Origin of the sequence: Hymenobacter lapidiphilus (genome assembly GCF_013377885.1) — a bacterium.
GTDB lineage: Bacteria > Bacteroidota > Bacteroidia > Cytophagales > Hymenobacteraceae > Hymenobacter > Hymenobacter lapidiphilus.
The window spans coordinates 1-14,480 of the sequence record NZ_JABKAU010000061.1 but is presented as its reverse complement, the minus strand read 5'-3'; the positions used below and the strand labels follow the sequence as shown (position 1 = coordinate 14,480).

At 63.1% G+C, this 14,480-nt stretch carries 8 protein-coding genes; 3 read left to right on the top strand and 5 right to left on the bottom strand.

Going from position 1 to position 14,480, the window contains the following annotated elements; genetic code table 11:
- Positions 1-136: 136 nt before the first annotated feature.
- Both HW554_RS19285 and HW554_RS19280 read right to left on the bottom strand, forming a co-directional pair.
- A complete protein-coding gene (locus tag HW554_RS19285) occupies positions 137-544 on the bottom strand; it encodes a response regulator (RefSeq protein WP_176910166.1) in 408 nt (135 codons plus the stop codon).
- 89 nt (positions 545-633) lie between these two features.
- Positions 634-3,249 carry a PAS domain-containing protein gene (locus HW554_RS19280; protein WP_176910165.1) on the bottom strand — a complete coding sequence of 872 codons (2,616 nt, stop codon included), beginning with the start codon at positions 3,247-3,249 and terminating at the stop codon, positions 634-636.
- Between the two features lie 181 nt (positions 3,250-3,430).
- Here HW554_RS19280 and HW554_RS19275 point away from each other — a divergent pair, with 181 nt between their 5' ends.
- Positions 3,431-5,605, top strand: coding sequence for an FUSC family membrane protein (locus HW554_RS19275; RefSeq protein WP_176910164.1), 2,175 nt, complete (start codon positions 3,431-3,433; stop codon positions 5,603-5,605).
- Between the two features lie 21 nt (positions 5,606-5,626).
- On the opposite strand, the gene HW554_RS19270 is transcribed toward HW554_RS19275, so the two are convergent.
- Positions 5,627-7,123, bottom strand: a complete 1,497-nt coding sequence (locus HW554_RS19270; protein WP_176910163.1) for a M28 family peptidase — start codon at positions 7,121-7,123, stop codon at positions 5,627-5,629.
- 193 nt (positions 7,124-7,316) lie between these two features.
- Between HW554_RS19270 and HW554_RS19265 the strand changes: the two genes are divergently transcribed.
- Complete coding sequence (locus tag HW554_RS19265) at positions 7,317-7,934, top strand: fasciclin domain-containing protein (RefSeq protein ID WP_246285497.1); 618 nt, start codon at positions 7,317-7,319, stop codon at positions 7,932-7,934.
- Positions 7,935-8,315: 381 nt separating this feature from the next.
- Here the strand turns inward: HW554_RS19265 and HW554_RS19260 are convergent, their stop codons facing one another.
- Together HW554_RS19260 and HW554_RS19255 are read right to left on the bottom strand one after the other, a co-directional pair.
- Entirely contained in the window at positions 8,316-10,880 is a 2,565-nt protein-coding gene (locus tag HW554_RS19260) for an alpha-amylase family glycosyl hydrolase (protein ID WP_176910162.1), read from the bottom strand.
- A 314-nt stretch (positions 10,881-11,194) separates the two neighbouring features.
- Positions 11,195-13,258 carry a S9 family peptidase gene (locus tag HW554_RS19255; RefSeq protein WP_176910161.1) on the bottom strand — a complete coding sequence of 688 codons (2,064 nt, stop codon included), beginning with the start codon at positions 13,256-13,258 and terminating at the stop codon, positions 11,195-11,197.
- Between the two features lie 236 nt (positions 13,259-13,494).
- On the opposite strand from HW554_RS19255, the gene HW554_RS19250 reads away from it, so the two are divergent.
- Positions 13,495-14,391 (top strand): LysR substrate-binding domain-containing protein, encoded by an 897-nt coding sequence (locus HW554_RS19250; RefSeq protein ID WP_176910160.1) that lies wholly within the window; start codon positions 13,495-13,497, stop codon positions 14,389-14,391.
- Positions 14,392-14,480 lie beyond the last annotated feature (89 nt).

Genomic DNA, 14,480 nt, shown 5'->3' with positions numbered 1-14,480 from the left:
GCGGGGCTCCCCCCCGCCCGCCGTTAGAACAGCGCCTGGAACGATTGTTTAAGGCCCAGCAACGCTTCGTTCCAACGGCGGGCGGGGACAAGCCCCGCCCCTACATCGTGCCGACAGACCTGCTCCGCAACTTGGGTTAACCACCCAGCTGCCGCTGGAAATGCAGTTGCAGCAGGTGATCAACTTTCTCCTTCGTGAGCGGCTTGCTGACCAGGCCGGCAATCGATAGCTCGTCGAGGCGGCCCAGGTCGCGGGCATCCATGGTGGTGGTGAGCATCACGATTACCGTGGCGCCGCGCTGCTCGGCGGGCAGCTGCTGGTAGGCCTCCAGAAACTGGATACCGCTCATGCCGGGCATGTTCACATCAAGCAGAATAAGGTCGGGCGCATCGGGGGCGTTGCGGGCCAGCAGGCTTAGCGCGTCGGTGCCGCTTTCGGCCACGAGCACGCGCTCAGTTACGTCCAGCTTCTTAATCAGCAGCTCGTTGAGGAAATTATTAGTCTGATCATCATCAATCAGCAGAACGCTCGGTAGTTTTTGCATACAGGTATGGTAAGTTTCGCGCTGCTGGTTAAGGGCGAATTATTGCGGGTAATTGTCTGTCGGGCGGCATAGCCCAATGGGCAAAGAAGCTACTCGGTGGCGGGTAAAAACACGGTGAAGGTGGTGCCTACGCCTAGCTCGCTGCGCACCTCAATGCTGCCGCCGGCATTCTCCACCATCTTATTTACCATGTACAGGCCTACGCCCGAGCCCGGTACGTGGTTGTGCAGCCGCCGAAACAGCTGAAACAGCTCCCGGCGCTGCGCTTCACTCAGGCCCAGGCCGTTGTCGTGTACTTCCAGCACCACCTGCCGGCCTACGTGCCGGCAGTGCAGCCGCACATGCGGCGGGCGCTGGGGCGTGCGGTACTTAATGGCGTTGCTGAGCAGGTTATACACCACGGAGCGCAGGTTTTTGGCCGAAAACTGCACCGTGGGGCAGCCGTCGAGCTCCGTTTCCAGCCTGGCACCGGCGGCTTCCAGCTCGGGGCCCATATCGAGGCGCACGGCTTCTACCAGCGAAGGCAGGTCTACGGCTTCGGGCGGCTGGTCGGTGGTGCTTTGCTGGAGCCGCGACACGTCGGTGAGGTGGGCCAGCGTCTGCTGGAAGCGGGTTACGGCGTCCTCCATCATGGCCAGCATCTGCGGTACGTGCTCGTACTCGTAAGCCTCTGGCGGCAGGTGTTCGCGCAGGGCCAGCAGCAGCCCCTCTACGTTGGTAATGGGCGATTTAAGGTCGTGCGAGGCAGAATACACGAACGTATCGAGGTCGGCATTGGTGCGGCTGAGGCGGTGGTTGGTATCGGCCAGCTGCTGGTTGGTTGCCTGCATCTCCTCGTTGATGGCAGCCAGTCGCTCGTTGAGCTCGTGTACCTGCTGGCGGGCCAGCACCTGGTCGGTTACCTCAGTCCCGATGGCCACGAGGCCATTAATGCTACCGGTTTCGTCGCGCAGGGCCTGGAAAGCAAAGTTGAAGTAGCCCAGCGACGGCAGACCAGTGTGGGCGCGGTCGAGCTGGGCGGGCTGCTCGTTTATAAAAAAGGTTTCGCCGGTATGCATTACCCCCGCCAGAATCTCCTCGAACCCCTGGCCTGCAGTGGCAGGAACGGCCTCGAAGTAGGGCTGGCCCATTACCTGATCCGGGCTGCGGCCCCATAGCTCGCAAATAGTCCGGTTAGCCAGCTGCACCAGCAGTTGGGGGCCCTGCAGAATGGTAATAGGCACCGGCACCTGCTCGAAAATGGTCTGCAGCTCGCGCTGGCGGGTTTCGCGCTCCGACCGGGCCAGCACCCGCTCGGTTACATCCATGGCAAACACCTGTACGCCCCGCACCTGCTGCTGCGCATCGAGCAGGGGCTGGGCGGTGATGTCGAGGTAGCGTCGCTGGCCGGGCTCGTGGGAGAACTCAACCGGTGTTTCGCGCGTGAGCATTGGCTGGCCGGTTTTGTACACCTCGTCGAGGATGCCTATCAGGCCCTGCTCCACCATGTCGGGTAGCAGGCCAGCGGCTGTTTCGTCCAACGCAGCCCGGCCCCCTACCAGTTGCTGGTAAGGCTCATTGAAGAAGGTGAAGCGGTGGTCGGGGCCGCTGAAGGTGACGATAATGGCCGGTACCTGGCCCAGAATCTGGCCCAGCAACTCCTGCCGCAGCCGGGCCTGGCCGCGCTGGTGTTCGGCCTCGGCCAGCGCCTGCTGGGCCTCGGCGGTGCGCTGCGTTACCCGGCTGTCCAGCTCTTCGTTGAGGCGCTGCAACTGCAGCTGGGTGTCGAGCAGGCGTAGATTGGCCGTCTGGTACTCCTCGTTGGCGGCGTGCAGCTCCTCATTCACGGCGGCCAGCTCCTCGTTGAGCTGCTGCACCTGCTGGCGGGCCGTTACCTGCTCGGTTACGTCAACGGCAACACTCACAACGCCCAGCATTGCCTCATTGGGGCCGTAAAGCGGCTGGTACACGAAGTTGTAGTGGCGGATTTCGGGCCGGCCGTTGGGCTGGCGTAGTTGGGCCGGTACTTCCTGGCCCAGGAAGGGGATGCGGGTGCGGGCTACTTCGCGGAGCAGCTCGTCGAAGCCCTGGCCCCGCAGTTCGGGCACGGCTTCTAGTAGCGGCCGGCCCAGCAGCTCAGCCGCGGAGTAACCCAGAATTTCTTCCTCCAGCTTGTTGGCTGCCCCAATCACGCAATCGTCGCCCTGAAACAGACCAATAGCTACGGGGGCCTGCGTGATAAGGGCCTGCAGTAGGTTGCGCTCGGTTTCGGCGGCAGCGCGGGCCTGCTGCTCGGCCTGCTGGCTCCGGCGCAGCGCTTCCTGCATGGCCGTGCGCGGGGTGTCGTTGTCGTCGGCGATGCTCACGACCAGCAGCGGCCCCTGGGCCCGGGCCACTACCCGAAAGTAGCCATCAATGCCGTCGTACTGGTAGTTGAAGTGCTCCTGCCGGCTGATACCCGACTCGAACGTGTCGCGGTAGAAAGCAAAAATGCCCGTAGCAAAGCCCGCGTGCGGGTAAATGCTGAGCAGGGTGTGGGCCGGGCGCTCGGGCTGCCCGAGCAGGCGCTGGGCGGCCGGATTAAGGTACTCGAGGACAAAGTCGATGATGCTGCCCCCAGCTTCGGAAATCGGGCGCATCAGCATCACGCCCGTCTGCGATACTTCCAGCAGGGTGTTTAATAGCTCATCGGGAGCCGGAGCATCAGCCGGTAGTATTGGCCGCATCTCATCGGGCATAAGTTGGGCTGAAAATCAAACCAAACAAAAGTAGGGGAACGAAGATACCGGCCAGCCACCAGATTACAACCGCCACCGGGGCAGAATATGGCCAGGGCGTTGCAACTTGCACCCAGGCCGCCGCGCTGTAGCCCGCTGCCCACTCCCTAAACCCCGTTTGCCGCCGCGCATGTCCGCCAACTACGCCCGCCAGCTGCGCTACTTTTTTTCGAGCCAGGAGTTTTCCGACGGCCTGCGCACTACGCTGGCCATTCTGGTACCCGGCCTGGTGCTGGGGCTGCTCGGGCGGCTCGAAACCGGCGTGGCCATGTCGGTGGGGGCGCTGTGCGTGAGCCTGACCGACACGCCCGGCCCGCCGCTGCACAAGCGCAACGGTGGGCTGGCCGCGGTGGCCCTCACGGGCCTGATGGCGCTGCTGACGGGTTTAGTGCAGCCGTATCCGTGGCTGCTGGGGGCGCTGGTGGTGGCCGTCAGCTTCTGGCTGACTATGCTGCTCGTGTACGGCAACCGGGCCGGGGCTGTGGGTACGGCCGGCTTGCTGGTCATGATTCTGATGCTCGATAAGCCGCTGCCGCCCAGCCAAGTGCTCAGCAATGCGGGCCTGGTGGTGGCGGGCGGGGTGTGGTACCTGGCCTTGGCGCTGGCTCTCAACCGGCTGCGGCCCTACCGCGAGGCCCAGCAGGCCCTGGGCGAGGCCGTGCTGGCGGTGGCGGGCTTCCTGCGTCTCAAGGCCGAATTCTACCGCACCGGCACCAACCTGGAGGCCGACTACCGCCGCCTGGTGGCCCAGCAGGTGCGGGTAAGCGAGAAGCAGGACGTGGTGCGCGAACTGCTATTTAAAACCCGCCAGTTGGTCAGCGAGTCGTCCGACACCGGCCGCCGGCTGGTGCTCACGTTCGTGGATCTGGTAGACCTCTACGAACAGGTTACCATCACGAGCTACGATTACGCCGAGCTGCACCGCCGCTTCGAAGCCGATGGCCTGCTCGATGCCTTTGCCAGCGAAATTGATGCGCTGGCCGCCGAGCTGGAGCGGGTGGGTTTCGCCATTCAGGGCAACTACACCTACCGCCCCGCCCGTCCCGATCTGCTGGCCGGCCTCAACCAGCTCAAAGCCCGCCTCGATGCCTTCGAAGCCGCCCCCGCCCAAACCGGCTCGGTGCTGCCACTGCGCAAAATTCTGGTAAACCTGCGCAACCTGACAACCCGTCTGCAGAGCATGCAGGGCTACTTTGCCGAGGCTGCCGCGCCCCTGCTCACGCTGCAGGCAAACGGGCCAACCGGCCTGGATCTCGACCGGTTTGTGGCCCACCAGCAGTTCACGCTCCGCCAGCTCACAGGCCAGCTCACCATGCGCTCGGGCATTTTCCGGCACGCGCTACGGATGTTGGTGGCCTCCCTCATCGGCTTCATTATCACCGAAATGCTGGCGGGTTACCACGGCTACTGGGTGCTGATGACGATAACCTACATGCTCAAGCCGGCCTTCAGCCTCACCAAGCAGCGCAACGCCCAACGCATACTAGGCACGCTGCTCGGCGGCATACTGGGCGCCGTGATGCTCTGGCTGATTTCGGACCGGCTGGTATTGCTGGCGCTGATGGTGGGCTTTATGATTGTGTCGTTCAGCTTTGCCCGGCTCAATTACCTGATTACGGTTACTTTCATGACGCCCTTCGTGCTCATTCTGTTCAGCTTTCTGGGCGAAGGGTACGTGCGGGTGGTACAGGAGCGTATTTTCGATACGGTGCTGGGCTGCGGTATTGCCTTTGCGGTTGGCTACCTGCTGTTTCCGCGCTGGGAGTCGGAGCAGCTGCAGGGCTTTTTGCGGCCGGTGCTGCGGGCCAACCTGGAGTACCTGCGCACGCTGCAGCAGGCCCTGCTGGGCTCGCCCGTCGCCCTGCTCGACTACAAGCTGGCCCGCAAGGAGGTGTACGTGACGTCGGCCAACCTGGGCGCGGCCTTCCAGCGCATGCTTTCTGAGCCCCGCACCAAGCAGCGCCACCCGGCCGAGGTGCACGAGTTCGTGGTGCTCAACCACATTCTGGCGGCCAACGTGGCGGCCATTACCTCGGCCCTGCTGGCTGGCGAAATCCGGCCCACGCTATCGGCCACCGACCTTAAAGCCCTGCGCCAGGCGCAGCAGCAGCTGCGGCGCGGCCTGCTGCGTCTCGGCGAAACCAACCTGCCCGAAGAACCCCAGGCCCCCGCGCTGCCGCCCGCCCCCACGCCCGAAACCGACGATGCCCAGCTCGGCGAGCAGCTGGAGTTTATCCACAAGCTCAGCGGCGACATCAACCGGGTAACGGAAACAGTGGCGGGGCAGGGAGAGCAGGCTGGGTAAGGCTCCGAGCAAGGAAAGCTACTATCGCTCCAGCCTGAAACCCGGCTCGCGGGCAGGCGGAGCCGGGCGGTTGGCTACGGCCCAGCCAGTCAGGTACAGCCACTGCGTCATGCGGCGCAGCTTGCCGTAGTCGATGGTGGCCGGCTCGTCGTTGGGCGTGTGGTAGTCGGCGTGCAGCAGCGAGGTGAACATAACCGCCGGAATGCCCAGGCGGGCATAGGGCAGGTGGTCGGAGCGGAAATACCAGCCCTCGGGGTGGGTGGCCTTGTCCCACTCGGTGTCCAGCTTGAACCTGGGGCCGGCTTGGTTGGCCGTGAGGGCGGTTTTCACGAGGTCCGAAGAATTGAGGTGGGGCGGGGTGGAGCCCAGCAGCGCGGCCGAGTCAGGGGCGTTGCGGCCCATCATTTCGGCATTGAGCACGGCCACGATGGATTCGCGGGGCACGGTGGGCTTGTTGGAAAAGTAGCGCGAGCCCAGCAGGCCGCGCTCTTCGGCCCCGTGGTACACAAACAGCGCCGAACGTTTGGCCGGCTGCTGCTTAAACGCCCGCATAATGGCCAGCAGCGCCGCGCAGCCGGTGGCGTTGTCATCGGCGCCGTTGTAAATCGAGTCGCCGGCCACCGGGGCGCGCACGCCATCATGGTCTTGGTGGGTGCTGAAGAGCACGTGCTGGCTCTTCAATTGGGCATCGGTGCCGGGCTGCCGGGCCACTATGTTCACCGACGGATACAGGAACGTTTCGGCCCGCAGATCGGCCACCAGCTCCTGGCCCGACTTGCTGAGGGCTTCGGCCTCCGACATCGGCAGCCACACCACCGGCAGTTGGTCGCCCACAATCTTCAACGACTCGTCGGCGGGCAGGCCGTAGCGGCCGCGCTCAAAAATATGGCTCCAGTGCTCATAAATCGCCTGGGCCTTGTCGTCTGATACAAATACCACGGCCACGGCCCCGGCCTTGGCCAGCTCGGCGGCCTGCTCGCGCAGCTTGCCAAACAGGTAGCGGCGGTAGCTGATGCCGTCGGTAGGCTCGCCCGAGAGCTGCACGGCTACCGCTTTGCCTTTTATTTTGGCCTTGGCCACTTCCGCCGGCGTACCTGTACCCACAAATACCAGCTTGGCCTTCAGTTGAGCATTCACGGGGGCTACCACCACAGCCTCGTGGCCCGGCCGCAACGTACGGCCCCCAATACGCAGCGTGCTGGCCGGCGTGAGGCGGGTGCGTCGCAGGTTAAACCACTGGAAGTACGTGCCATCGTCGCCGGCCGGCTGCATGCCAATGGCGCGCATCTGCTCGGCCAGCCAGCTGGAGGCTCGCAGCTCGTCGAGCGTGCCCCCCTCGCGGCCCCGGTATTTGTCGCCGGCCAGCGCGAACAGGTCGCGCTTGAGGTCGGCCTCTTTAATGGCCGACTCTGCGTTTTTGGCCGAGCTGGCCGGAGCCGGCCGGGACTTTTGAGCCGATGTAGCGGTGGCCGTCAATAGCAGGCCGGCAAGTAGCAGGGTGGATAGGCGTGGGGTCATGAATGCGCAGGTGTGATGAACTGAAAAGGACAGCCGGCTTTGGCGGATAGAGCAGGATGCACCGTTCGCAAAATTGGCACAACTAATTGGGGTCGTCAGCTAACCGGATCGTAAGTGCATTAATTTTTTTAAACAAAATATCCCATGTCTGACTTTGTAAACCTTATAAACCAAAACATTAGCCCTTTTCCACATGAAAATGACACCCTTCAACTTCCCAGCCCGTACCCTGGCCACCGTATTCGTTGCCTCGGCCCTGGCATTTAGCAGCGCCAGCTGCTCCAATACTGCCGATACTGCCGCTACCGACACCACCGATATGGCAACAACGGATGCCGGTGCCATGGATACCGCTCCGGCTACAGACATGAATGAAGACATGGGCGCGGCTGACACGAGCGGAAAAAATCTGGCTGAAAATGCCATGGCCGTACCGCAGATGAGCACCCTCGCCACCGCGCTGAAAGCTTCCGGCCTCGCCGATAAGGCTACCAGCGGTGGTCCTTTCACGGTATTCGCTCCTACCAACGAAGCATTTGATGCCCTGCCCGCCGGCGCGCTCGACGACCTGCTGAAACCTGAGAATCAGGCAAAGCTGGCTAGCATCCTCACCTACCACGTTGTATCCGGCAGCGTAATGGCCGCCGACCTGAAAGATGGTCAGGAAGTTACTACGGTGGATGGCAAGAAGCTGAAAGTAAGCATCAGCGGTAGCACCGTAATGATCAACGGCGCTACGGTTATCAAGGCCGACGTAAAGTCGAACAATGGCGTAACCCACGTAATCAACCAGGTATTGATGCCCCAGTAGATTTTCCAATTGCTGAACTGATGACTTTCTGCCCGCTTTTCCGGGTAGTGTAGAAATCGGTCCGGGAGCGTTTACAATCGTTTTCAGCTTCAAAACAGCAACCTAAAAGCGCCACTACGTGATGATTCGCGTGGTGGCGCTTTTTTGGTTGTTTGATGGTGAGTAGCGCGTTGTTGTCCGGTCGATTGGCTGATCGGGTTCCAGGCCGTCAGGAACAAGCTGGCTGAACCGCCCGGGCAGCCAGCAGGCATTCATCAGCGCGCATCGGATATCGGGGCAGCCACGCAGCGCAAAATCCGGCGTGAGAAGTTTGCCGTTCGTCGGCCCTTTGGGCCTCGGTGTGCGGCCGCGAGGGCAAGTGGAGTGCCCAGGGCAAGCTGCCTACGGCACAACCACCAGCCGCTGCACCGTGGTGCGCTTCCCCGACTGCACCCGCACCAGGTAGGTGCCGGCGGGCCAGGAGCTGGTGTCGAGCTGGTAGCGGGGCCCGCTGAAGGTGACCTGCTGGCGGAGCTGGCCGCGCAGGTCGAACACGGTAACAGTGCTGCGGCCGGCCGGGTCGGCTACCACCACCTGGGCCTGCTGGCGGGCAGGGTTGGGGTAGAGCTGGGCCGAAAGCCGTTGAGCGGTTTGGGTGCTGGTAACGGTTTGGGGCGTCAGGTGCAAGAGCCAGGTTTCGTTGGCGCCCAGCGTGGTGCTAGGTTGCCAGTTGCCGAAACCGCCCTGGGCATCGAGCGTGAGCGTGCCAACAGCCTGGCCCGAGTAAAGCTCCGTGACCCGGTAGCTGCCCGCTGGCAACGACGAGAGTGGGAGCATGAATTTCGGCTGACTGATGGCGCTGCCGCCCAGGTTGGCGGCTACCACGACGGCCTCCGTGCCGTACACGCGGGCATAGCTCAGCAGGCTGGTGCCGGTGGTGGTTACGGGTAGCAGGTAGCCCTTGCGCAGGGTTTCGTGCGTGGTGCGCAGAGCAATCAGCTTCTTGTAGTGGTTGAGCAGCGAAGCCGGGTCGGCGGCTTGGGTGGCCACGTTGAACTGGGCGTAGTTGCTATTGAGGCCGCGCCAGGGCGTGCCGGTGCTGAAACCGGCGTTGGTGCCCGCCGTCCACTGCATGGGCTTGCGCTTTTCCTCATCGGCCCCGCTGCCGAGCAGGCCCACTTCCTCGCCGTAGTACAGGAAGGGCACGCCGGGCATGGAGAGGTAGAGGGCTGCCGCCTGCTTCATGCGGGCCAGGTTGCCGTCGAGCTGGCCCAGCACCCGGTTCTGGTCGTGGTTGGTGAGGAAGGTGGCGTACTGGAGCTTGGGGTAGGTGGCATCCACCAGCTGCAGCTGGCTGCGCAGCCCGACCGCGCTGCCCGAGCTAACTCCATTCACGATGGCGTCAGCCAGATCGAATTCGAAGCACACGTCCAGCCGGTTGTTGGTTACATAGGGCAGCACGGCCGGGGTCTTCGACCAGGCCTCGCCTACAGTAAAGGCGTTGGCGTTAGCCTGCTTCACCACGCCGTTGAACTCGTGGAGCAGGTCGAAGGTGGCGGGGGTGTCTTCCAGGGTCGGGCCGTTTTCATCGAGGTATTTCACAGCATCGAGCCGGTAGCCGTCCACGCCCTTGTTCAGCCAGAAGCGGGTGGCGTCCCACATGGTCTTTTTCAGATCGGGGTTGCTCCAGTTCAGGTCGGGCATGCCGCTCCAGAAAATGCCATAGTAGTAGCTGCCGTTGCGCGGGTGCCACACCGTCGGCTGGCCCCAAGGCCCGGAGTAGCCCGGGTTGGTGGCCGACCACCGGTACCAGTCGCGGTAGGGGCTGCTGGCGCTGCTGGCCGACTGCGTAAACCAAGGGTGCTGCTCGGAGGAATGATTCAGCACCAGATCGATAATTACCTTGATGCCGCGGGCGTGAGCGGCGGCCATGAACGCCTCGAATTCGGCCATGGTGCCGTAATCGGGCTCGGTGGCCTGGTAATCGGTCACGTCGTAGCCATGGTAGCTCGGCGACTCCATCATGGGCATCAGCCACAGGGCCGTTACGCCCAGGTCGGTGGTGGTGGCCGGGTCGCCGTCGTTGAGGTAGTCGAGCTTTTGCATCAGGCCCTTAAAGTCGCCCTTGCCGTCGCCATTGCTGTCGTAGAAGCTGCGCACGAACACCTCGTAAAACACCGCGTCGTTCCACCAGTGCGTGGCGTAGTTGGTGGGCGAGGCCCCGCAGCTGGCGCAGCTGCTGAAGCATACCGGCCCGACCACGTTGGCATCCTGGAGGGCATCGGCGGTGCGGTTACGGTTGCCGCTGCCATCATCCTGGCCGCAGTCAGCCGGCACTAGTTCGGCCCCCGCCCAGGTGTCGCCATTGATGAACTTGTACTGGAAGCGGCCCGGAGCGGGCAGCTGCACTTCCGCCTCGTACACGCCGTCGGCGTTGTCGTCGGTGAGCGTAGTGGCGGCCGGGTCCCAGTCGGTGGCATAGCCGGCCAAGGCCTGGAAGTTGCCGGCCACATGGATACCGGCGGCCGATACCGTCTGGCCCTGCATGTTCACTATAAAGCGCAGCCGGGTAGCGCAGCCGTTGAAGACAATAGCCGGCAGGCGCAGGGCCGAGGAGCCCACCGTTACCATGCGGTTATAATTACCGCCGCCGTCGTCCTGGCCACAGGTGGCCGGCACGGGCTCGGCCCCGCCCCAGCCGTTGCCGTTGATGAATTTATAGCGGTAGGTGCCGGCCGGCACGTTCACCGTCAGCTCGTACACTTTATCCCCGTCGGGGTCGGTGAGGGCCGCGGTGGCCGGGTCCCAGTCGGCGGCGTATCCAGCGGCGCGCTGGAAGGTGCCCGCCACGTGCACGCCGGCGGCCGGAACGGTCTGCTGGCGCATATCGACCCGAAACGTGAGCGGGGTGGCGCGGAGGCTGAGGGCCCCGGTCAGCAGGGTCAGAAGAAGTACAAGTTGTTTCATGCGGTAAGAATGATTCTGAAACCAGGGACCAAGATACAGCCCCCGGGTTGCCTTACCCAACGCTGTCAACCGCTACTAGTGCCGGTACTTCCGAATCAGCCAAAAAAAAGCCCGCCGACACATCGGCGTCGGCGGGCTTAGAGTTAATGAAGCTGTTTAGAAACGCTGTGCTATTAATGGGCCCGTCATGCTGAGCTTGCCGAAGCATCTCTACCGCTTCTCTACTACATTCAACGAAGCGGTAGAGATGCTTCGGCAAGCTCAGCATGACGTTCTTTTGGCTTTCTAAACAACTTCGATAACAAACGAGCAACCTACCGCTGCGCCTGGCCCTCGGGCTTCAGCGTGCGGCCGAGCCACTCAAAAAACACCCGGTTCCAGAGCACCGCGTTCTGGGGCTTCTGAATCCAGTGGCCCTCATTGGGGAAGTAAAGGAAGCGGCTCGGGATGCCGCGCAGCTGGGCCGTGCCAAATGCCTCCATGCCTTGGCCCTCGGGCACCCGGAAGTCCTTGGCGCCGTGAATGACGAGGATGGGCGTATCCCAATTCTGGGCAAACTGCTGGGGGTTGAACTCGGTGTAGCTTTTGTGGAGCGGCGTTTCCCAGGGCGCACCGCCAATGTCGTGCTTGGCGAAGAACATTTCCTCGGTGCTCGGGTACCAGCTGGTGAGGTTGTAGAGGCCGGCGTGAGCAATGAACGTTTTGAAGCGACCCTCGTGCTTTCCGGCCAGCTGGTACGCCGAGTAGCCGCCGTAGCTGGCGCCCACGCAGCCGCGCCGGTCCTTATCCACATACGATTCCTGGCTTACCGCGTCAATGGCCGAGAGGTAGTCGCGGATGGGCTGGCCGCCCCAGTCGCCCGAGATACTGTTGTTCCACTCGGTACCGAAGCCGGGCAGACCGCGCCGGTTGGGGGCCACCACAATGTAGCCCTGGGCCGCCATCAGCTGAAAATTCCAGCGGTAGGAGAAACTCTGCGAAATCGGGCTCTGGGGGCCGCCCTGGCAGTAAAGTAAGGTAGGGTACTTCTTAGCTGGGTCGAAATCGGGCGGGAAGGTCACGTACACCTGCATCTGCTTGCCGTCGGTGGTCGTCACCATCCGCGACTCCAGCTTGCCGGTTTTCACGCCCGCCAGCTCGGTTTGGTTGATGTTGGTGAGCACCGTTTCGCGGCCCGATTTCAGGTCCACGCGCACCAAGTCAGCGGGGCTGGCCTGGGTGGTTTTGTTCACGATAACCGCGTCCTTGCCCGCCAGCTCGAAGCCGTTGTAGTTGAACGCGCCCTTCGTGAGTTGTTTCACTTTGCCGCCTTTGGAGGGCACCATGAAGATTTGCTGGGTGCCGGCCAGCGCGCTGGCGAAGTAAATGCTTTTGCCGTCGGGGCTCCAGCGCACGTTGCCGGCCGTCTGCTCCGAACCGGCCGTTACGTCCTGGCGCTTCTTGCTCTTGAAATCATACACCACGATGCCGTTGCGGTCCGACTCGAAGCCGGGCGTGGCCATGCTCAGCCAGGCCACCTGCGAGCCATCGGGCGAGAAAACCGGCTCGGTATCGTAGCCGCCCAGGCCCTCGCTCAGGTTCGTGGTCTGGCCCGTGCGGATGTCGTAGAGGTAAATATCAGAGTTGGTGCTTTCGGCCTCTGCCTTGCCCGTGAGCTTGCGCGAGGTATAAGCCAGGCTGTAGCCGTCGGGCGAAAATGCCAGCTGTTCGGAGCCGCCGAAGGGCTGTAGCGGCGCGTCGAACTTCTCGCCGGCCATAATGTCTTTGCCGCCCGCGCCCACCGGCTTGCCTTCGGTGCCCACAGGCTGAAAGAACACGTGCGACACCTTGTGGTCGTCCCAGCTGCTCCAGTGGCGGTAATTGAGGTCGTCGATGATTTTAGCGTCGGCCTTGGGCAAGTCGGGGTACCAGTCCTGCACCGATTTGCCGGTTTTTACATCCTGGGTATACAAGATGAAGTTGCCCTTGGGCGCGTACTTGAGGTTGGCCACGCCTTCCTCAACCGGAAAATTGCTGAGCTGCTGTTTGCCCGAACCGTCGGCGTTCAGCACATACAACTGGTCGGAACCACTTTCGGCACTCATAAACGTCAGCTTGCCATCGGCGCGCCAGTTGAGCGTGTTTTCGGAAACGGTGGGCGTATTGGTGAGCTGCCGGGCCGCGCCGCCGCCAGCCGGCACAGTCCAGATATCCGACTGGCCCTTGTTATCCGTCAGCGAGTAGCGCGTCACGGTGTAAGCCACCGTTTTCTGGTCCGGCGACACCTGCATTTCGCCCAGGCGGCCGAGTTTCAGCAGGAGTTCGGGCGTGTAGGTATTCTGGGCTGCGGCCGCCAAGGGCAGCAGGAGCAGGGCAGTTATAATCGGTTTGTGCATCATCAGGGTAGAGGGTGGAACTTCAGGCAAGATAACCAAGACTCGGTGCTGAACCCAGAACGGCGTAGGGGCGGGGCTTGTCCCCGCCCGCCATTCGCACCACCACAACGGTTTTGTTCAGACGGTCCAGTTCAACGGCGGGCGGGGACAACCGCAGGACAGCGAAGCTAAGCCCCGCCCCTACAGGTATAGCAGTCGTTCTAGCAGTAACGTCTCGGCAATCATTCTACCTTGCAGCCATGCCCGATTTCCGCCTCCAGGTTTTCCAGGCCGTAGCCCGGCACCTGAGCTTCACCAAGGCTGCCCGCGACCTGTACATCAGCCAACCTGCCGTTACCAAGCACGTGCGCGAGCTGGAGTCTGCGTACCAGCAGCGGCTGTTTGAGCGGCGTGGTAACCGCATCAGCCTCACGGCGGCCGGGGCGCTGCTGCTGGCCCACGCCGACGACATAACCGCCCGCCACGAGCAATTGGCCGAACAGCTGCGCAGCCTGCGCGGCGAGGCCGCCGGCCGCCTGCGCCTGGGTGCCAGCACTACGCTGGCCCAGTACGAACTGCCGGCCCTGCTGCCCGGTTTCCAGGCCCGCTACCCACAAATCGAGCTAACGCTGCTCAATGCCAACTCCGAGCAGATTGCCAGTGCCCTGCTGGCCGGCCAGCTCGATCTGGGCTTCGTGGAGGGCCGCGCCAAGAGCCGCGACCTGCACTACGAGCCCCTGCTGGCCGACGAGCTGGTAGCTGTGCGCCGGGCCACGCCCGCCGGGCCTCCGCCTGCGCCGCTGCCACTGGCCGAGGCCCTGGCCCACCCTCTGGTGCTGCGCGAGCGGGGCTCGGGCACGCTCGAAGTGCTCGAATTCGCCCTGCGCGAGCAGAAAATCCGGCTCGCCGACCTGCGCGTGATTTTCTACTTCGACAACACGGAAGCCATTAAAACCTACCTCGAAGCTGCCCCCGAAGCCTTGGGCTTCGTATCGCGCCGGGCCCTGACCCGGGAGCTGGCGGCCGGCCGGCTGGAGCTGGTGCCCATAACCGGGCTGCACCTGCCCCGGCAGTTCGAGGCCCTGTGGGTGCAGGGCCAACCCCTGAGCCGCCCTGCCGAGCTGTTCTGGCGCTACACCCGGCAGCAATACGGGTAGGAGTTGGTTTGTAGTTGCTGGCTTCTGGCTTTCGGTTAGAACACGACCAAGACCAACAACGCATAACCTGAGGTAATACTTCATAACTA